At 56.2% G+C, this 20,626-nt stretch carries 16 protein-coding genes; 3 read left to right on the forward strand and 13 right to left on the reverse strand.

Annotated features, from left to right (window positions below; genetic code table 11):
* Positions 1 to 34: 34 nt before the first annotated feature.
* Positions 35 to 3,394 carry an AAA family ATPase gene (locus ACZ5C3_RS26520; RefSeq protein WP_464034081.1) on the forward strand — a complete coding sequence of 1,120 codons (3,360 nt, stop codon included), beginning with the start codon at positions 35 to 37 and terminating at the stop codon, positions 3,392 to 3,394.
* A gap of 44 nt (positions 3,395 to 3,438) precedes the next feature.
* On the opposite strand, the gene ACZ5C3_RS26525 is transcribed toward ACZ5C3_RS26520, so the two are convergent.
* The 3 genes from ACZ5C3_RS26525 to ACZ5C3_RS26535 all read right to left on the reverse strand — a co-directional run bounded on the left by ACZ5C3_RS26525 (position 3,439) and on the right by ACZ5C3_RS26535 (position 6,533).
* A complete protein-coding gene (locus ACZ5C3_RS26525) occupies positions 3,439 to 4,629 on the reverse strand; it encodes a patatin-like phospholipase family protein (protein ID WP_464044370.1) in 1,191 nt (396 codons plus the stop codon).
* A gap of 330 nt (positions 4,630 to 4,959) precedes the next feature.
* Positions 4,960 to 5,598: an alpha/beta hydrolase gene (locus ACZ5C3_RS26530; RefSeq protein ID WP_464034083.1), complete on the reverse strand. Its 639-nt coding sequence runs from the start codon at positions 5,596 to 5,598 to the stop codon at positions 4,960 to 4,962.
* Positions 5,595 to 6,533 (reverse strand): ring-cleaving dioxygenase, encoded by a 939-nt coding sequence (locus tag ACZ5C3_RS26535; protein ID WP_464034084.1) that lies wholly within the window; start codon positions 6,531 to 6,533, stop codon positions 5,595 to 5,597. Before ACZ5C3_RS26535 ends, ACZ5C3_RS26530 begins: the two co-directional genes overlap by 4 nt.
* A 128-nt stretch (positions 6,534 to 6,661) precedes the next feature.
* Between ACZ5C3_RS26535 and ACZ5C3_RS26540 the strand changes: the two genes are divergently transcribed.
* Positions 6,662 to 7,543 carry a LysR family transcriptional regulator gene (locus ACZ5C3_RS26540; RefSeq protein WP_464034085.1) on the forward strand — a complete coding sequence of 294 codons (882 nt, stop codon included), beginning with the start codon at positions 6,662 to 6,664 and terminating at the stop codon, positions 7,541 to 7,543.
* 281 nt (positions 7,544 to 7,824) lie between these two features.
* On the opposite strand, the gene ACZ5C3_RS26545 is transcribed toward ACZ5C3_RS26540, so the two are convergent.
* The 7 genes from ACZ5C3_RS26545 to kce form a co-directional block, all read right to left on the reverse strand.
* A complete protein-coding gene (locus ACZ5C3_RS26545) occupies positions 7,825 to 8,781 on the reverse strand; it encodes a cyclase family protein (RefSeq protein ID WP_464034086.1) in 957 nt (318 codons plus the stop codon).
* 43 nt (positions 8,782 to 8,824) lie between these two features.
* The gene (locus tag ACZ5C3_RS26550) at positions 8,825 to 9,559 is read right to left on the reverse strand and encodes an ABC transporter ATP-binding protein (protein WP_464034087.1); all 735 of its coding nucleotides are present in this window, start codon (positions 9,557 to 9,559) and stop codon (positions 8,825 to 8,827) included.
* Positions 9,549 to 10,271, reverse strand: a complete 723-nt coding sequence (locus ACZ5C3_RS26555; RefSeq protein ID WP_464034088.1) for an ABC transporter ATP-binding protein — start codon at positions 10,269 to 10,271, stop codon at positions 9,549 to 9,551. The genes ACZ5C3_RS26550 and ACZ5C3_RS26555 overlap by 11 nt, the downstream gene beginning before the upstream one ends.
* Complete coding sequence (locus tag ACZ5C3_RS26560) at positions 10,268 to 11,260, reverse strand: branched-chain amino acid ABC transporter permease (protein WP_464034089.1); 993 nt, start codon at positions 11,258 to 11,260, stop codon at positions 10,268 to 10,270. The genes ACZ5C3_RS26555 and ACZ5C3_RS26560 overlap by 4 nt, the downstream gene beginning before the upstream one ends.
* On the reverse strand, positions 11,257 to 12,132 hold the full coding sequence (locus tag ACZ5C3_RS26565) for a branched-chain amino acid ABC transporter permease (protein ID WP_464044371.1): 876 nt from the start codon (positions 12,130 to 12,132) through the stop codon (positions 11,257 to 11,259). The genes ACZ5C3_RS26560 and ACZ5C3_RS26565 overlap by 4 nt, the downstream gene beginning before the upstream one ends.
* A 28-nt stretch (positions 12,133 to 12,160) precedes the next feature.
* Positions 12,161 to 13,417: an amino acid ABC transporter substrate-binding protein gene (locus ACZ5C3_RS26570; RefSeq protein WP_464034092.1), complete on the reverse strand. Its 1,257-nt coding sequence runs from the start codon at positions 13,415 to 13,417 to the stop codon at positions 12,161 to 12,163.
* 142 nt (positions 13,418 to 13,559) lie between these two features.
* On the reverse strand, positions 13,560 to 14,495 hold the full coding sequence (gene kce, locus ACZ5C3_RS26575; protein WP_464034093.1) for a 3,5-dioxohexanoate:acetyl-CoA acetone transferase: 936 nt from the start codon (positions 14,493 to 14,495) through the stop codon (positions 13,560 to 13,562).
* A 297-nt stretch (positions 14,496 to 14,792) separates the two neighbouring features.
* Here kce and ACZ5C3_RS26580 point away from each other — a divergent pair, with 297 nt between their 5' ends.
* On the forward strand, positions 14,793 to 15,446 hold the full coding sequence (locus ACZ5C3_RS26580; protein WP_464034094.1) for a TetR/AcrR family transcriptional regulator: 654 nt from the start codon (positions 14,793 to 14,795) through the stop codon (positions 15,444 to 15,446).
* 68 nt (positions 15,447 to 15,514) lie between these two features.
* Here the strand turns inward: ACZ5C3_RS26580 and ACZ5C3_RS26585 are convergent, their stop codons facing one another.
* The 3 genes from ACZ5C3_RS26585 to ACZ5C3_RS26595 form a co-directional block, all read right to left on the reverse strand.
* Positions 15,515 to 16,060, reverse strand: coding sequence for a hypothetical protein (locus ACZ5C3_RS26585; protein ID WP_464034095.1), 546 nt, complete (start codon positions 16,058 to 16,060; stop codon positions 15,515 to 15,517).
* Positions 16,061 to 16,073: 13 nt separating this feature from the next.
* On the reverse strand, positions 16,074 to 17,522 hold the full coding sequence (locus ACZ5C3_RS26590) for an LVIVD repeat-containing protein (protein ID WP_464034096.1): 1,449 nt from the start codon (positions 17,520 to 17,522) through the stop codon (positions 16,074 to 16,076).
* A gap of 341 nt (positions 17,523 to 17,863) precedes the next feature.
* Positions 17,864 to 20,422 (reverse strand): ATP-binding protein, encoded by a 2,559-nt coding sequence (locus ACZ5C3_RS26595; protein WP_464034097.1) that lies wholly within the window; start codon positions 20,420 to 20,422, stop codon positions 17,864 to 17,866.
* Positions 20,423 to 20,626 lie beyond the last annotated feature (204 nt).

Genomic DNA, 20,626 nt, shown 5'->3' on the forward strand with positions numbered 1-20,626 from the left:
CATGCTATGATCCCGCGGAACCGTGGGCGCCACCATGACTGGTATTGCGGAGTGGCTAGCATCGATCGGGTTGGGAGAGTACGCCCAGCGTTTCGGCGAGAATGCGATTGACCTATCGGTCGTTCGCGATCTTACAGAACAGGACCTCAAGGACCTCGGCGTTCTGCTCGGGCATCGCCGCAAGATGTTGCGCGCTATTTCAGAGCTCAAGGCCGGCATCCTCATAACGCCCCAGACCAGAACCAGACTGATGCCGCGCGATGCTGCAGAGCGGCGCCAGCTGACCCTGATGTTTTGCGATCTGGTGGGCTCGTCTGCGTTATCGGTCCGCCTTGATCCTGAGGACTTGAGGGCCGTTATCGGCGCGTATCACGACTGCATCGCGAAGATCATCGGCAAAAATGACGGTGTTATCGTTAAGTACCTTGGCGACGGCGTGCTTGCGTCTTTCGGCTATCCGGTCGCGCACGAAGATGATGCTGAACAAGCGACGCGCACAGGACTGACGCTCGTGGAAGCTGTCGCCAGCCTCCCGACGGATATCGGCGAGAAGTTACAGGTGCGTGTCGGTATCGCGACCGGGACCGTGGTTGTCGGCGATTTGATTGGCGAGGGCGCAGCCAAGGAGCAGGCAGTCATTGGTGAGACGCCGAATCTTGCAGCACGCCTGCAAATGCTTGCCGAGCCCGGCACAGTGGTTATCTCTGAAAGCACGCACCGCCTCACCGATGGATATTTTGAGTACCGGCATCTCGGGCCAATCACATTGAAGGGTTGGACGGAGCCGATCTCTGCATGGCAGGTTCTGCGAACCACGGGTGTCGTGAGCCGGTTTGAAGCACAACACAAGAGCAGGCTTCACCCACTCGTTGGACGCAACGAAGAACTCGAATTGCTGACACGCCGCTGGCGTGCCGCCACCCACGGCCAGGGCTCCGTTGCAGTGCTGACGGGAGAGCCCGGTATCGGCAAGTCGCATATTACTCTGGCACTTCAGGAGTACGTCCAGACCGAGCCACATTATACGTTGCGCTTTTTCTGCTCCGCACACCATACCAACAGCGCGCTGTATCCGTTCCTCGGCCAACTCGAACGCGCAGCCAGATTCGAACGAAGTGACACGCCGGCTGAAAGACTCACGAAGCTCGAGGCTTTGCTCGCACTATCCGGTCCCCAAACAAGCCAGACGATGCCGCTTGTCGCCAATCTTCTCTCGATACCTTGCAACGATCCTTACCATCTTGCGGAAATGACCCCGCAGAAACGGAGAGAGATGACGTTGACGGCGCTTCTGGCGCTGCTCGACGGACTGTCGGCGAGACGGCCGGTGTTTCTCATTTTCGAAGATGTTCACTGGGCAGACCCGACCTCACGGGAGCTGCTAACCGCGATCTTGGATCGTGTGCCACGCCTCCGCGTGTTGCTCCTCATTACCGCAAGGCCGGAGTTCACACCGCCGTGGCCAGGCCATGCACATGTAACAACCGTCTCCCTCACACGATTGAATCGACGCGACGGGGCGACGTTGATCGACCGCGTCACCGCCGGCAAAGCGCTTCCCGAAGAGGTCATGAACGAAATTCTCGAACGGACCGACGGCGTACCTCTTTTCGTTGAAGAACTGACCAAAGCAGTACTCGAAACGGAATTGCTGGACGAACAAGACGGTCGTTACACCCTCAAACGCCCGTTACCTGCGCTGGCAATCCCAACCACATTGCACGCATCATTGATCGCCCGGCTCGACCGCCTGGCTCCCGTGCGGGAAGTGGCACAAATCGGCGCCGTTGTGGGCCGCCAGTTCTCTTACGAGTTGCTAAGCACCGTTGCTGGATTGCCCCGAGAGAAACTCGACGACGCGCTTGCCCAGCTGGTTCGATCTGAATTGATTTTCTGCCGCGGCGAAAATCCGGATGCGGTCTATATTTTCAAGCACGCGTTGGTTCGCGATGCAGCCTATTCCGGTCTGCTGAAGAGCCGCCGTGCATCACTTCATGCCACGATTGCGGACGCATTCGAACAACGCTTCCCCGAGATCGTGGAAGCTCAACCCGAAACTCTCGCACATCATCTCACAGAGGCAGGTCTGATTGAAAAAGCGGAGGGCTATTGGCTGGAGGCCAGCAAGAAAGCCGCCATGCGCTCTGCCAATCTTGAGGCGATCGCACATGCGCAGCGCGGCATAGAGACGTTGGCTTATTTGCCCGACGGAAAAGAAAAGGATCGGCGGGAGCTCGATTTTCAGTTTGCCTTAGGCCCCTGCCTTATCGCAACCCAGGGACCTGCATCAAACCATGCGATCGCTACCTTCGCCCGCGCCCGTGAACTATGCGAGCGCCTCGGCGATCCCCCCGAACATCTCCAGGTGATGTTCTGGCTAACCACCGCAAGTGTCATTCGCGGCGAACTGCCGATCGCCCAGGAAACAATTGCGGTCTTGCTCAATCTTGCGCAAGCACGCGGCGATCGTCCGGCACTGCTTAACGCCATGCGCGGACAGGCCATGATCCGACTTTTCATGGGACAGTTGACAGGCGCACGTGACGTGCTTGAGCGAGCTATCGAAGCATTCAACATCAGCAGCGAAGACGAACGGTTGGCTGCCCGCGCGGCTGGACAAGATGCCGGCGTTGCAGACATGGCCCTCATGTCATGGGCCCTCTGGCTACTGGGCAGCACCGATACAGCCATCGCACAGGCTGCAGCTGCCATTAAGCGCGCCGATGATATCGACCATCCCCATTCGCAAGCCTATGCCTGCTACTACGCATCTGTCCTTCACGCCTTGCGGGGAGAATTCACGCAGGCGCAGGGCTATGCGGAGCGCTGCCTCGCTCTTTCGGATGAGCACGGCTTCCGGCAATGGCGTGGCCTGGCGCATGCGGTGCGAGGCATATGCAGTGATCTGTTGTCCCCATCCTCCGCCGCACTCGAGGAAGTCCATATGGCTTTGGAGGAGTATCGCGGCGCTGGCTATCAGCTCGGCATCACGGCACTCTATGTGTTATTATGCCCAGCCCTTCTCGCTAACAGCAAAAGGGAGGCTGCGCTGGACCTGATCGAGCAGGGATTGACGATGACCGATCGCAATTCCGAACGGATATTTGAAGCTGAGTTGTATCGGCTGAAGGCACAGGCGCTGCTTGTCCGTGGGGTACCAGGCAGCGACCCTGAAGTGCAGTCGCTGCTCGAGCAGGCATTGGCCTTGGGCAAGAGCCAGCAAGCAAAGGCGCTTGAGCTTCGCGCGGCGAAAAGCTTGGCAGCACTATGGATTGACGAAGGCAAACATCGAGAGGCCCTCGCCCTGCTCGCGCCGATCTACGCTTCATTCACGGAAGGTTTTGAAACCCGAGATCTCATCGAAGCGAAGTCACTGCTCGATCAACTGCACTGACTTGATGCAACCCTTTGCCTTACGACCGACATTTGTCTTCATGGTCATTCATTAAGAAACCGAGGTTTCCCAGTCCCATTCTCGCCTGCATCGCTGTAAGCCTGGATTGCCTTCTCGGCCGCAGCCCGCCCCAATCTCTGCCCTTTGTCGAGGTTGCTGTGGTTCCATTTGAAATCAATGGTGCTTGGCACTTGAATCTCGACCACTGTGCCCTTCCACTGCTTCTGACCTGGGTCGGGATATCGAAGGTGATACTTGAAGAGCTTGACGTCATCTTCGCCTACAGTAGCGGCAAAGAGCTGGCATAGATTTGCCAGCGCGTCGTGAAGGTTTTCAGGTTTACGAATCTGTTTGGCGTCAACGATCCGGCTTACCCATATTTCATCCAGATCGGGATGCTCCTCTAGCAAGCTCCTGAAGTTGACTGTGTCGACCAGCGCGCCTTCACAATATGTCTCCCCGTCAATCTTGACGGTCTCCTCGACAAACGGAAGCGCTGAACACGCGCAAAGCGTCGAGGCTTCGATATCGCCTTTATATCCTTTGTCTTTCATTGGGTAGTTCGAGAAGAACGCGAGCTCTTGTGTGTCCAAATTCCAAGCGTTGTGAAAGATCCAAGGCTTGTCTTCGCCAAAAAGTCTGTCGAACCTAATGCGCTTCATAAATTCGCTGTCCGGATAGTTGATCCTCGACAGGCCAGTGATGTTGGATAGATACATGAGCGAGGTCAGATAACGAACCGCCGGATTAGGCGCCAACACCTGATTGAGAATCCATCCGTTAATGTCACCTCTATCCCACTTCTTGTACTTTCTGCGCATCGGAGAGTGATCGTACAAGAGAGACATCGTCTCATTGAAGGCGTCCATCATCTTATGCGGCTGCCAAAGGTGCTTGTAGCTATCGGGATCGGACGCAAATTCCATCATCGCACGCGAATTGCCAAACCAGTCCGCACCGAACACCGAGTTGATGGGAAAGCGCTCATAGCTTTCATCATCGCGAAACACGCCGTCCCGAAAAAATTGATAGGTCTGCTCAACCTCTCTGCCCTTGTCGCATTGATTGTAGACAATCCCGACCCATGCGCCGATGCACGACAGCGACCACACATCAAACGTGATGCCGGCGGAATGAAGCGCCCTTAAAGCTCCGATGTGCAATCCTGCGGCCGGACCGCCACCCCCAAGTGTAATTGCTCTTTTGGGAGTCCGAGACTTTACAGGCTCCTTCATATGAACCCCCTTTTATGTATGTTTGAAATAAAATGCGGCGGCAATACTCGCTATTTAAAGAACGCACACGCAGTTTAATTGCTTTATTTAATATTGGAAAGCGCATGTCTACGCGTGTGATATGGCAGCAACGCTGACGGAGTGGGCACTCATCTTCGGCGACTAAAAATTGTGAAAAATGCGGAATATCAAAAAGCAGCTTTTCACCCCGTTTGGAAAAGCCAGACATAAAACCAATACATAAAGTTGAAGCCCGCCAATCATATTCGACTAGCGGGCTTCATGATGACTGCTGGTGAAGTTACCCGACCGCGTTGCATGAAATCATTATCAGGCCTCGTGCGTTGCCGGAACGCTCCTCTCCGCCATCCACTGTCTCGCAAGCAGGAGATCTGCCTGCGAAAGTTCATGCCCGACGGGTACAATACGCCGATCAACATCTGCGCCAGCGTTGCGCAGCATTGCAGCTAGTGCCTCGCCGTTGTCCGAAGGAATGATCGGATCTCGCAATCCCGACAGAATGAGCACGGGCTTTCCGCTGAGATCTGCTCGAGGCGGCCGCGACAACGGCACCATCGCACGTAATAGCAAGCCTCCGGCAAGAACATTTGGCCGGAGCAGAAGCATCGCGGCTGCGATATTCGCACCGTTGGAATAACCCAACGCAATTGGCGCGCCGATATCGTACTGCTTGCGAGCATCCTCAACGAAATCGGCGAGCTCATTCGCACGCCGCACAACATCATCCTCGTCAAAAACACCTTCCGCGAGACGACGGAAGAAACGGGGCATGCCATGCTCAAGCACTTGCCCGCGAACTGACAGCAAAGCAGACCCCGGCGAGGCCGCGCGCCCCAGCGGCAACAGATCATTCTCATCACCACCGGTGCCGTGCAACAGAAGAAGCGGCGGGGCTTCGAGCCGGATGGCCGGCTCGAAGCGATGGATGAAAGACTGTTTCTGTGTCATCTCGTGGCTCCTTCCAACGCAGGCAACACGTTTTCGATGTCTTTGCGATGCGGCTCAAGGAAAGACGGCAACTTCAATTCCGTGCCCAGCGATGCCACTGGCTCGTCGACGGCGAAGCCCGGAATGTCGGTCGCAATCTCGAACAGAACACCGCCGGGTTCGCGGAAGTAGATCGAACGGAAGTAGTTGCGATCCTTCTGCTCCGTCGGATGCATGCCGTGACCGGCGACGAGTTTTCGCGCCATCACCGCTTGCTCAGCATCATCTGCCGCACGAAACGCGATGTGATGCACCGAACCTCGGCCTTGCTTTCCCGGCAGAAAACCTTTGGCTTCATAGATGTCGACGATGTGTCCGAGCTCCGCGCCTTCCGCGGCGTAGCGGACAACCGACCCTTCCCGCCCACGTTCCTTGAAGCCGAACACGTCGGTCAGAATTGTGCCGGTCTTTGTCGCGTCGTCGAGCAGCAGCGTTACGCCATGAAAACCACGGATCGCATGCTCCGCCGGAACATCACCATTACTCCAGCCCGGCTCGTTCTCTGCGCCTGATACGCCGACAAGTGCGAGGCTCATCCCGTCTGGATCGGTGAAGGGAAGCACCGCCTCGCCAAACCGTTTTTCCAAGGCCTCGTGTGCAATGCCCTTCTCGATGAAGCGATGCGTCCAGTAACCCAAGGACCTCGCCGGAACGCGGAAAGATGTCTGCTGAGCTTGGCCGACGCCGCCACGACCGGCTGCGGCATTCTCCCATGGGAAGAATGTTAGGATCGACCCCGGCTGGCCGGTCTCATTGCCATAATAGAAGTGATAGGTGCCGGGATCGTCGAAATTGACCGTCTTCTTGACGAAGCGCAGCCCCAGGGCGCGAGTATAAAAATCGAAATTTCGCAATGCGTTACCAGCAATTGCAGTGACATGGTGGATGCCTGACATAGTCTTTTCTCCTCATTTGAGCGGGCTCGCCGCCCGTGTTGAGGGGAATGTGGGTCATCCTTATTTCATGGACAATTAGGCAAATCAGAGCATTACTGTCTACGTTTTGGCAACAATAGGATGCCGACATGGACAAGCTAGCCAGCCTTCGCGCGTTCACTAAAGTCGTCGAGCTCGGCAGCTTTTCGGAGGCAGGTCGGGCGCTGCGCCTCTCCCGCTCCGCGATCAGCAAATATATCAATGACCTGGAAAACGAACTCAGCGTTCAGCTTCTGAACCGGACGACGCGGCAGGTCAGCCCGACAGAGAATGGCCAGGTCTATTTCGAACGGGCCATTGGTGTACTGAGCGAGCTTGATGCAGCCGATCAAGCCGTTACGCATCTGCAAGCAACGCCACGCGGCCTCTTGCGCGTCAACGCGCCGATGTCGTTCGGCACACTGCAACTTGGTCCGGCCATTGCCGATTTCATGGAGCGCTATCCCGAACTTCGCATTCAGCTCGTGCTAAGCGACGCGCAGGTGGATCCGGTGCAGGACGGACTCGACGTCACGTTGCGCATTGCCGAGCTCGAATCCTCCAGCCTGATTGCCCGCAAGATCATGCCGGTTGAACGGGTTGTCTGCGCGTCTGCAGATTATTTCGCACGTCACGGCGAACCGAAACACCCGAATGACCTGCGCGATCATAACTGCCTTACCTATGGCTTCCTCACCACCGGCAACCAATGGAAGCTGACCGGGCAAGACGGCGACCACTGGATCCAACCGCGATGGACCTTATGCGTCAACAATGCCGAGGTTCTGCGCGATGCGGCTATCAATGGGCGTGGCATCGCTGTTTTGCCGGTGTTCATCGCATCGGACGCATTGCGTGACGGGCGATTAAAAACCTGTCTCGTCGACTATCACCCGCCGGAACTTACACTCTATGCGATTTATCCGCCCACACAGCATCTCGCTGTCAAGGTGCGGCTGTTTATCGATTTCCTCGTCGAGAGGTTCGGCTGAACCGACCTTAGCGGCTCAGCAAAATGGTGGGAATTGCAGTATGGCCCGCGGCCATGACGGATATTCATTGGATGAATCGCCGACTTTTGAACCATCGCTCGTGACGTGCGACGGGAAACCGCTGTGGAAGATCCAAGCAGCCAGTGGGTTACGTCTTAACAGCCGCATCAACCGAAACCACATCACACGACCCAATCGAGAAATTTCTCTCTGAAGTGGCCCGCCGGTCCCGGCGGTGGAGTCCGGCGCTGGCCGGACTCCCATCGTTGTCTGATAGCTGTCTACTTGATCGCAAGCGGATTGATCGGCGAACCCGTACCGCCGGTGATGACGAGCGGAGGGCCGGCAAACATGAACTCGTAAACTTTGTCAGCCGCGCAATCTTCCGCAAGCTCCTTCACATAAAAGATCTCGCCCATCGTAAGCCCCATGGCGGGAATGACGACCCAGTGCCAGGGCTGCGCGACTTCTGGCCCTTCGTTCGGCCGCACTTCAACACCCCAGGTATCAGAGCAGATCGCAGCGATCTTCTTTTCATGGGACCAATAGCAGTTCTCGAACTTCACGCCTGGTGCATCGCCGCCCGCATAACCGCCCCACGCCTTGTTCTTGATACAGCGCTCCATGTGACCCGTGCGGATGATGACGAAATCACCCTCCCCGATCGTGACTCCCTGCTTCTTCGCGACAGCATCGAGTTCGTCGTTCGAAATGGCATAACCATCGTCGAGTGAATCGACGCCTTTGAACCGCGCGACGTCCAGGAGGACACCGCGTCCCACCATGCGATCGCGGGTATGTTCAATCCCAAGTCGATGAACGCCGCGGCTATCGACATTTTTGGCATCGTGGCCGTTATACATCTTGTCGATGTAGAAGACGTGTCCAAGCGAGTCCCAATGGGTGGCCGCCTGAACCGGCATGTTGATGGCATCATCCGCGTAGCGCATCCGATTGACTTCATCCTGCCGACCGGCGATCGCATCTGTCCCGGTTGCCAACATCGTGTGAATGGGATTCCAACGACCGCCGAACAGGCCGCTCTGCGGGCCATTCGCATCGAGCGGAATTCCCATCCCAAAGACCTTGCCCTTCTTCACGAGCTTGGCGGCCCGAGTAACGTGATCCGGCGTGACGAAGTTCAGGGTACCGATCTGGTCCTCTTTCCCCCACCGTCCCCAGTTCGAAAGCTTCTCGCTCGCCTCGGCGATTGCGGCCTTGCCAACCTTGATATCCATTCTCGACTCCCGTTCTTCTTGATTGAGCTGGGTGTAGTGGGTCTCAATCGCCTCCGAGATAGAGACGACGAACAACGTCGCTGCTTCTCAGATCGGCGACACTGTCAGCGGCAAGCGCGACCTGCCCGTGGACAAGCACGTAGCCGCGGTTTGCTATTCTTGTCGCTTGTTCGAAATTCTGCTCCGCCATCAAAACAGTCAGACCGAGCGCGGATGAAAGCTCCGCGATCTTGTCGATCATGCGTGCGACCAGAATGGGAGCGAGGCCAACCGATGGCTCATCGACCAGAAGAATGCGCGGACCAGCCATCAACGCACGTCCCAGCGCAAGCATCTGCTGCTCGCCGCCGCTCATCGAGCCGGCCATCTGGCTGCGACGTTCCTTCAGACGCGGAAACGCCTCGAAGCAGAACTCAATATTCTTCGCGATCTGGGCCCGCGCTGTTCTCCGATAGGCGCCCAGCGTGAGATTTTCTTCGACCGTCAGCTTCGGAAACAGTCGTCTGCCTTCCGGCACCAGCGAAATTCCAATATCGACGATTTCCTCCGTCGACATACCAACGAGATTGTGCCGCTGCCCATCGATCTCTGCGACAATGGTCCCTCGGCTCGGAACAATCTGTCCGGTGATACAGCGCATCAGCGTGGTCTTGCCGTTGCCATTGGTCCCGAGGAGCGCGACAGTTTCCCCGTCGCCTGCCCGCAGACTGACATTCGACAGAACGGTGACAGCACCGTAGCCCGCATCAACGCCTTCAATGGTCAGACTATTGCCCAAGGTAGGCCCTCACCACTTCTGGATGGTCCATGACTTCGCGTGGATCGCCGTCCGCAATCTTTGCGCCAGCGACAAAGACGACGACACGCTGGGAGAAGCGAATAACCGCGCGCATGATGTGTTCGATCAAAATGATCGCGATGCCACTGTCATTGAGCCGCATGAGCAGATCGAGAATCTCATCGACCTCAGAGTCCGACAGCCCGGCCATCGCTTCATCGGCGATGAGAACGCGAGGCTGCGCAGCAAGCGCCCGCCCCAATTCCAGTTTTCGTAAGTCGACCTGGCTGAGGCTCTTCGGACTGGCATCCGCTCTCGCCAGAAGTCCCACCTGTGCAAGAACATAGTCAGCCTTCGCGTTCAATTCATCCCGGTCGGAGATACCCGAGATAAACGAGAGTGGGACGCCGATATTTTGTCGAACCGTCAATCCACGAAATGGCCGCGGGATCTGAAAACTTCGAGCAAGGCCAGCACGCGCTCGCCTCCACGCAGGCGTACCAGTGATGTCAGTATCTGCGAATACCACCTTGCCTTCATGCGGGAGAGCACCCGTCAGGCAATTGACGAACGTGCTCTTCCCAGAGCCGTTTGGACCAATCAAACCGACGCGTTCGCGCTCTCCCAGATCGAAATCGATTCCGTTCAGGGCCGTGAAGCCGCCAAAGCGCTTTGTGACCCCTCGGGAAGATAGGATGGCAGATCCGCTCATTTGCGTTTCTCCCTCATGTCCTTGATGAATCCGATAATCCCGTTGGGTGCGACCGTGATGAAGAATACGAGCAACACACCGACAATGAGCAGATTCAGGGCTGACGAAATCGTCACGGTGGCAATCTGCTGGAGCGTTCCGAGCAGCAATGCGCCTATCACAGGGCCTAGCCATGTCGCCGTGCCCCCGATAAGCGGCATGGCGATAGCGTTGACCGCGATGGTCAAGCTGAACGTGGAACTCGGATCGACATAGGTGACGAAATACGGGAACGGCGCGCCAATGGCCCCAAGCAATGCGCCGCTGACCGTGGTTGCAAACAGCTTCATCCGCAGGGACGGCACACCGGCACATTCCGCCGCCATCTCGTCATCCTTGAGCGCCGCCAGACCGTTGCCGATCCAGGAATTCTCGATGAACCGCGCAATCAGGATCGTTCCCATGGCGAGGATAAGCATCACCACAAACAGATACCGCGCGTAAGTTCCGAAGAACGGCATCGTTTCGGGGTGAAGAATGTAAACGCCGCGAGAACCGCCCACAAACGACCAATTCACGATAAGTGTATTGAGGACCACAGACATCGCGAGCGTCGCGATCGAGAAGAAGACGCCCCTTAAGCGCAGGGTCAGATAGCCCATGCCCAGTCCGAGCAAGCCCGCGAGGACCGCCGCTAGTGGAATAGTAAAGACCAAGGGCCATTGCAGGGTCTTGTAGATAACGACGCTGGTGTAGACACCGACCGCGAAGAAACCCGCGACACCGAAATTTACGTAGCCCGCATAGCCGCCAAGAATGTTCCACGCCGTCGCCAACGCCACGAACTGTAGAACCGTATAAGCCGCCAGAAAGGCGTAGTCCGTCTTTGCGAGGTCAAGCAGCAAAACCGATGCGACACCAACGACCGCGCAGATCACGATGGGCAGGAGCCAGCGCATCAATTTCGCGGACGCGCGGCTCTCGGGCAACTGTGTTACGATTTCCTTCATCGCCCAAATATCCCCGCAGGCTTGACGGCAAGAGCGACGAGCAGCAGCCCGAAAGCTACCGCCGGGGACCACGACGGACCAAAGAACGTCGTCGTAAAGCTCTCCGCGATACCAAGGATCATCGACGCTACGATGGTGCCCGGCAGGCTGGTCATGCCGCCAAGCACAGCGATAGCGAAGACGCGCCCGATGAAATCCCGTCCCAACGACGGCTCAATCGGTTGAATGATGATGAGCAACGCGCCCGCGATGATCGCCGTCGCAATCGATAATCCGAAAGCAACTTCCTTGACCTTTACCGGATTTCCACCGACGAGACGAAGGGCCAGTGGGTCCTGTGAGACCGCCAGAATTGCCTTGCCGATAAAGGTCTTCGACAGAAAGACCATAATCCCGCCGATGACGGCCAGCCCGACAATGAGCGGAACGAGCAGCCGCCACGGAATGGCGATGAAGCCGATCGATATGGTCGGACCGATGTAGGCGGCTTCGACGAAACGATAGTCAACACCGAAGGTCAGGATTAATCCGACTTCGATAATGAAGAGAATGCCGAAGAAGAATGCCAATCCCTGGAGCGATTCCTCTCCGCGCCTCTCAAAGGCGAGATAGTAAAATCGATAGAGGAGCCGCCCGACCACGTAGGCCGGCAGTGCCGCGATGACACAAGCCAACACGGGATCAATGCCCAGATACGTGTTGCAGTAGTAGGCGATAAACCCCCCGGCCATAATGAAGGCCGGGTGGGCGATATTTACAATGTCCAGCATTCCAAATGCGATCGTGATTCCGACGGCGACGGCACAATAGAAGCCGCCTAGAAGGACGCCGGAGACGATGGCATTGGAGAAGAGGTCAAGACTGAAAATCATTGATCGTCTCCGGTCGCGCTCACCTCCGTCAGCGTTTGATGGGTTCAAACGGGGTCACAAGATCGCCCGACTTGAACGCAACCGGATCCAAAATGACCTGCTTGCCGGCCTGCTTGAACTGCTCGACGTCATTGCCGACGATGCCGCGATACTGGATCAGCAGCACGCGAGGTTCAGCCCACTCCCCGCGATCACCGAACTTGATGTCGCCAACGATTGTGGAGAATTTCGTCGCGCGCATATAGTCGGCGAGCTTCTTGTCCTCGAGCGATTTGACCGCGTTGATCGACGACTCGAGAATCTGCATTTCCGCATAGGCAAACGGCGGGATGTAAATGCCAAGCGGATCGACACCAGCTTGAACCGCACGCTCGCGATACTTGGCAAGGAAGGGCGCCACGCCAGGAAAATTCATCGTCGGTTCTGGCGCATAAAGGTCGTAGGAGACTATGTTGTTCAACATCGGGCCGAGCTGTTGCTTCAAGGCAGCGAACTGAAGCCCAATCATGCCTCCGCCAACCATTCGAGCGTTCAAACCAACCTCGTGGATTGCGCGGATCATGCCGGCCGAGTCCGGCGGGTAAGAACCGATGAACAGCAGATCCGGGTTGGTCGCCTTGATCGCGCGAACAATCGAACCGAAATCCTGGGTGTTAGGCGGGTAATTCCTGTCGTAGACGATCTTGATTCCGGCCTTCTTCGCGTTTTCGCGTGCTCCTTCAATACAGAGAACACCGAATTCGGCATCCGCGCCAACCAGAGCCACTGTCTGGGGTTTGGGAGAGAGCTTCGATGCAAGTTCGAAATAAGCCCGAGAAAACTCGAACTTCGCCTGAGGTCCATTCGGCTGCATCTGGAAATATTGGTCGTAACGAAATTCATCGTTCGCCGCCAAAGCGAACATCGAAAGAAATACCTTTTTCTTCTGCATCACGACGGGCATTGCAGCCGCCGTCGGCACCGTTGCGTAACCGGAGATCACGATATCGACCTTATCGATGTCGATCAGCTTCGAATAGATCCCCGGTACCGTCGCGGGATTGGATTGGTCATCATAGTGGACCAGTTCAACCTTGCGGCCCAACAGACCACCGCGGGCGTTAACTTCTTCTGCCCAGATTTGATAGGACAGCAGCGCGGCCTTGCCTCCTCCAGCGAGCCCACCCGTCAACGCCATACCGAAACCAATTTTGATCGGAGCCGCCTGAGCTCTTGCGGAAGACGCCATCACCGCCAGTGCACCACCGGCAAGCGACAACGTTTCGCGACGCGTAAGTTTCGTCATAGTCTCTCTCCCTAAGATGGGCTTGTGCCCTTGCTGCCGGGCTTTTTGCCCTTGTGCTTTTTTTAGCTAGACGACGATCGACGCACGCACAGTCGCACAGCGGGATGCAGAGTTATCCAGGCATCCCGCTTCCTGCAGCTGCTTAGAAATTCACTTGATCAGCCCCCTTCAGCGAAAGAATCTCACGCGCTTCATCGGCGGTGGCGATTTCAAGGCCCATTCCTTCGATAATCGAGCGAACCAACCGGACCTGATCGGCGTTCGACGTTGCAAGTTTACCTGGACCCGCCCAAAGCGAATCCTCCAACCCGACGCGCACGTTGCCACCCATTGACGCTGCCATTGCGGCTATACGCATTTGGGAAGCCCCTGCGCCGAGGACCGACCATTCATATTGATCACCGAACAATCTGTCGGCTGTGCGCTTCATGTGCATCACGTCTTCCTGGTGAGTGCCAATGCCGCCGAGAATTCCGAAGACCGACTGTACGAAGAGTGGCGGCTTAACGAGACCGCGATCGAGAAAATGCTTTAGATTATAGAGATGCGCGATGTCGTAGCACTCGAACTCAAATCGCGTGTTGTTGTTGTAACAAGTCTTCAGAATGTACTCGATGTCCTTGAAGGAATTCCTGAAGACCAGATCGCGCGTTGATTCCAGAAACTGCGGCTCCCAATCGTATTTGAACTCCTTGTATCGATCCAATAAATGAAACAAGCCGAAGTTGATTGATCCCATATTCAGCGAGGCAACTTCAGGCTTGAAATGTTCGGCAGGCTTGACGCGCTCTTCGACGCGCATGAACGGGCTGCCGCCTGTTGTGATGTTAATCGCAGCCTTCGTCTGCTGCTTGATGCGGGAGAGAAAGCGGCCGAAGCCCTCGGGAGTTTGATCGGGCCTCCCGTTTTCCTGGTCACGCGCGTGAAGGTGAAGAATGGCAGCGCCGGCTTCGGCAGCCCCCAGCGCGTCGGCAATGATCTGATCTGCAGTGATGGGCAGATGAGGCGACATGGAGGGGGTGTGAATCGCCCCCGTAACTGCGCAAGTTATTATTACCTTGCGTTTTAACGCGGCCATGAATGCCTCCCTATTTATGTTTCTATGGGCTAATTGGACCCTTGTTAGTAATCATTTGCTCATTAAGATGAGGAGTTGTCAAGCGACCGTTGGATGACTTTATTCGGCTCTGCGCTTGGCGCAGCGGCTCCCCATATTTAAAAGATGCACTCGCAACTGCAGCAAAGCCCGGACGAACCCTAGAGAATTTGGATGACCACGAAGCCAAACGCGCGCTCCCCTAAAGCCAGAATGAGCGAGGACGTGAGTGCCGTGACGCAGCGTCGCATGCGTCTTTCCCCTCAAACGAGGGAACGCATGATTCTGGACGCAGCTATCGACTTTTTTGCTGAAGAAGGTTTTCGGGCTCAGACCCGCGCGCTCGCAGATCGCATCGGCGTTTCGCAGTCACTGATTTATCGCTACTTCGGTTCGAAGGAGAACTTGATCGAACGCGTTTACGAGAAGACCTTTCTGTCGCGATGGAATCCAGCGTGGGAAGAAACGCTTGCCGATCGCAGTCGCCCGCTCCGTGAACGGCTGCAGGAATTTTTCAGATCTTATCTGGTGGCTGTCGATGACCGGAATTGGATTCGGGTGGCCATGCATTCCAGTCTGGAGGGAAGCGATCTTACAAAAAGATATATCCAGGGACACGTCACACGCTTGCTCGGCAAAATTGCGCTAGAACTGCGCAGCGAGACAGATGCCAAGAAAAAACACGAACTTTCACCGATGGAGCTGGAACTCGCCTGGCACCTGCATTCGACAGTTATCTATTACCTGATCCGCAAGCATATTCACGGCACCGCAGTCAGTCTTCAGACTGACGATATCGCGGACATGATCGTCAACAATTTCCTGGACGGCGTGAACTCTCTTGCCATGCCCAAGTCGAAAATGATGTCGTCCGGAGCCGCCGGAGGGCAGGCACAAAAAATCGAGCATCGATCAAAGAATCGCATCTCATGAGGTACAGACGGGCGTAGGCGTTCACAGCGAGCGGAATGGTGAACTCGCCATCAGTACAATCTCGACTTTCATTGCATCGTCGACGTGATCCAACCGACTTCACCGCCTGAAGAAAGCAAGTCGAGCGCCTTTTGCTGAAGATCCGCTGCGCTGGCTCTGCCTTGTGCCGCGGCAACCATCAGATCACACCGGTGCGACACCGCTATGCCAACGGCCTGCCGCGTCGACCCATCGTTCATATCGAGACGATAACGTCTGATTCGGCCTGCCATCCCGGCGACATGCACCACTTCACCTTGCTGTAACGGCCTGAAACGCGGGCTGATCAAATCAAGATCGGCCACCCGATCGACCTCATCATCATCGGCAACCCCGGTATCGCAATTGCAAAACCCGATCTTGGGGCGAACATATAGCTCCATTTCGCTGCCGCAGGATGCCGCCGGGCAGCGGTAAGCGTGGCCCGGCGGCCAGCCATCTCTTGGAAATGGCCAGGCGATGTTCTGCCATGCGTTACCGCGCGCGGGAGCTCCGATATAGGCTGCGATAGCCATGGCGGAAGACGCGATGATCGCCAGCATACCCGCCCCGATCAGCGTCGCCTTGCGCGCCATAGGCACCCCCGCTTCAGTCCTGCTTAAGCCCTGCGACGTCGCGCGCTTCGCCAGTCAGTTCGAGAATGTGCAAACCCGTGTTGGCGCGGTCGACGCTATAGATGTAACCGCGTTCGTCGGTCTCCACATTGTTGGTCTGGATCGCCACGCGGCAGCGTTCCTTGCCATCGACGATCACACAGCGCTTGTCAGTCGCCGGCGTAATCGATGGGATGAAATATCCGACCTCCCTTGGGTGATATGGATCACGGATATCGAGTGCGCGCACGCCTGCATTGAAGAAGGCTATGAAGGCCATCTTCTTGTAGAAGACCGGGGCCATGCTTTCGTTTGACGAATGCGACCCGAACCGTCCTCCTCGCTCACAGAACGATCCACTGGCCTCCGGCACCGTGTAGCTCGAGATCATCATCGGCCGGCTCTCGACAGTGACATCGGCGAACCACACCATCTGGCGCGGCTCGCCGCATTCGTTGAGAATGGCTTCATCGACAATCATCACGATGTCGCGGGTCTTACCGTCCTTATCCTTGGCAAATTCCGCGATCGGCATGTCCTTCATCGGAAAGGTCGTATGCGCTCCGTTGAAGGCCGACATCGGCATGCGTGAGATTTCAGGATACCGCAGATTCTCCGGTGTCGGCTCCTTCGGCCCGTTAATCAGCTTGTCGCGATCGACGATCTGCAGGAAGCCCCCCTTGTTTGTGCCGTAGCCGAAATAGATGCGATTGGCCTTCGGTCCGAGTGAGATCGGGCCATGGACCTCTGTCGGAACGGCACCGGTCGCACCGGGCTCCTGACCTGGCAGACCAAAATCACGGATCTTGATTGGATGGGCAGGGTCGCTGAGATCGTAGACCTGCGTCATTCGCTTCGTTCGCCAGTCCGGCGCGCCGGACACCAGAAAGGCGATGCCGGTGTCACATTCCCACCAGCTCTTGTGCGTGTCCTTCAATCCGTCAATTCGCGTCACCAGAACCGGATTGGCTGGATCGGCAACATTCCAGATCTCATGCGCCTCACTACCGAAAGTGCGCAGCATGTAGACTGCTGAGGGATCACCCTTCGGCAGCGCCTTTCCGTCACACACGCGCACCATTTGCGCGCCGCCGCTCTCGTACTTTCCCTCTTGTCCGGGAATATGGCGCAGATATTTCGGATGAGCGGGATCCGTCACATCAACAATGGATGTGCCATTTGGCTCCGGCTTGCCGGTTTGAGGATTGACCGGATCAGGAATCTCGTCCGTACCGCCGTGGTGTCCGATATAGGCGATCCAGCGATCACCCTGATGATGAATGGTGGGCTGATAGCCGCTGCGCGCCTGCAGATCGTTCATCCCCACAAGCTTCATGTTCTTGGCTTCGGGAGCCGCCCCAACGACTTGCTGCTGTGCATGCAACGGCGCGGACCAGCCGGAGAAAGCGACCAAAAGATACGTCGCGAGTTTGAGTCGACCCATTTTCTTGCACTCCCTCATTTCAAATTATCGCGTTTCCCCTGCGATCCGATGAGCGGCTCTTGTTGCGACCGCTTTCGTTCCCTTTCAATTGCGCATGACCATGTGCAACGCGGGCCGGATTTAGAACCCTATGCCGAGATTATCGAGTGAACAATTCGCTCACCGCGCACACCTCTCCTCTTAAAAAAGCAGCTTGCAAAATTAGTTTTCGCGAATTTCACGTCGCGGCGTTCAACTTTTAAGCGATTGAACTGGCCTTCGGCTCTCTGAAATTGGTGCAGGCCGGGACGATTTTTGATGACGACGAGGGCAACCCGGAGCAGCGCCGGTTCGTGTAGAGACTATGTGTCCCGCAAAATTGAATGAAGACGCCGAGCCAGGTCGGCCAAGCGGAAGGGCTTGTCAATAATCGAGAATTCTCCCACCGCGTTGTGTCGCTCCAACACGTCCTCCGCGTAACCCGAAGTGAGCAAGATCTTGATATTTTCCCTCAAGCGTCTGGCCTCGCGCGCAAGCTCCACACCATTCATCCCGTTGGGCATGACGATATCGCTCAACAAGAGTTCGAATTCCTGACCACTATTGAGTATCTGAAGCGCCTCCGCACCATTGCGGGCAATGGTAATTTGATAGCCCAAGCCCGTGAGCATCGTCGATGTGACGTCCAGGAGATCCTCGTTGTCGTCAACCAACAGGATACGCTCTGATCCAGCCGGTATCGCCGTGGGTTGGATATGGCTTGCTTCCGCATCTGGCATTTGCGTCGCCTGAGGGAGATACAAATCGATGGTCGTGCCTGCACCGACGGCACTGACAATATCAATGTGTCCGCCGGACTGCCGAACAAACCCATAAACCATGCTTAGACCGAGCCCCGTACCCTTTCCGACCTCCTTGGTCGTGAAGAACGGTTCAAATACCCGATCCCTCACTTCTGCAGTCATCCCGCAGCCGGTATCCACGACGGAGATCTGGACATACGATCCCGGCACACGTCCGGCGACAGCCGATCTCGCATCCACAACGACGTTCCGCGTCTTAATCATGAGCATACCACCATCCGGCATCGCGTCGCGCGCATTCAAAGCCAGGTTGAGGAGCGCTGTCTCCAACAACGCTGGGTCAACACGGCACAGCCACAACTTGTCATCGGTCTGCACCGCGACCTCGCATCTAGCTCCGACAGCTTGATCAATGAGTCCTTGAAACGCCGAAATCAGCTGGTTTGCGTTGACCACCTTTGGATTGAGGACTTGCTGCCGCGAAAAAGCGAGGAGCTGTGACGTCAGCTTCGTTCCGCGGTCAATAGCCCGCCGCGCAGTGGTCGCGTATTGCCGGGTCTTGCAAACATCTATGGCGCCTTCGACGAGTTCGAGATTTGCAGAAACCACCGTAAGCAGGTTGTTGAAATCGTGCGCCACGCCACCGGTGAGTTGGCCGACGGCTTCCATTCTCTGGCTATGATGAAACTGCACCTCAATGGCGCGACGTGCCTCGACTGCATTCTTGTGTTCGGTTATATCGCGGAGAAAAATTGCGATGCCTTCACTCGAGGGGAATGCGTTGATCGCATACCAAACATTTCGACGAGCACAGAACGTTTCGACAGAAACGGGACGTTGATCTGAAATGGCGAGTCGCAACTGACTCATAACCTCGCTGTCACCAACATCTGGCAGAACCTCCAGCAACGTCATCCCAAGGAGATTACGATTTTCGATCAGCTTCCAAGCTGGCCCATTGAGATAGGTGATGCGCCCACTTGGATCGACAATGACCACACTGTCAGTGGTACTTTCAAAGATCATCGTGATGCGGGCGGCGGCCTCCTCCGCTCTCTCTTTCGCCTCCGATAACTCTTGTTCACGATGCTCTAACGCATCCGCCATCGTGTTGAAGGCCTCCGCAACCCCCGCGATCTCGGATTTCCCTCGGATTTCCACGCGGCGGGAGAACTCACCGATCCGCCATTGGTTCGCTGCGTCCACCAATTTCCCAAGCGGTTGATGAATGAACCGTCTTGCGCCCAGTGATATCAACACCAGCGCCAACACGGTACTCAAGCAAATCAAGAAAATGCCGCGCTCAGTGCGGCGTTGGATCTCAGCAAACGCTTGGACCTTGTCGATACCAAAACTGATCAGAAGCCCGCCGTAGTCGTCTCCGAGGGATGAATAGCCAACAATCCGCTGCACGCCATCAAGATCGACAATGTCAGCAGCGCGTCGATGACCGACGTCGAGGTTTTTCTCAGCGGTCTTTCGCCCGACAAACAGACTATTGTCAGGATAGCGCGCAAGATAGGCGCCATTGCGGTCCATAATGGCGAGCGCGGCTCCGGCTGGGGCGCCTTTTTTTGCGATGTAATCGGCGAGCCAGTCGAGGCTCAGAGTCGCAATGATAACCCCACCTATTTGTTTGTCGTCGCCGTAGAACGGCTCTGCGAACTGTATCGCTCTTCGACCGGATGACAGACCGTACGAAAATTCTCCCACTGCGAAATCTCCAGTCTTAAGAGCACTGGCGAAATAGGCCCGCTTGGAGACATTGACCGGCTTATGGCTATTGTAGGGATCGCAGAAGGTCTGGCCATTCAGATCCGTAACAACGAGAGTGAGAAACGCAGGAAAGCGTTGCTTTACTGCTCCCAGGTAGGCATTACATGCCAGCGCATCCCTCGCCTTGATCGATGGGAGTTGTGATAGCACGATCAGGACTTGACGAATTCCCTGGATGGTCTGCCGTTGCTCAGCCGCGGCCAGGTCGGCCAGATTAACCGCGTGGTTCTGCACTTCGATCTGGCGCGAACGGCGGAGATCGAATTCATTGTAAGCTTGGATCGCAATCGCCGGCAGTAGCGCGACAAACACCAGCACAAGTAGCCGCGATAAAAGAGTCACTTCTCAATTCCCAGTACTATAATTTTCGACCGTCGGAATAAGGGATTGCAGCAACTCGTGACGGCTTATGAGCATGAGTAGACCTACTGACGGATTCCGTTTGTCCACCTCTACGCTAAGCGAACGATGAAGACGTCGTGTAACGGCTAGATTTCATCAGCGAAGAGTTTCGTTACAAACGTAACGTGCTCAGGTCGCGGTTGA

Source organism: Afipia dichlorophenoxyacetatis, from assembly GCF_055386385.1.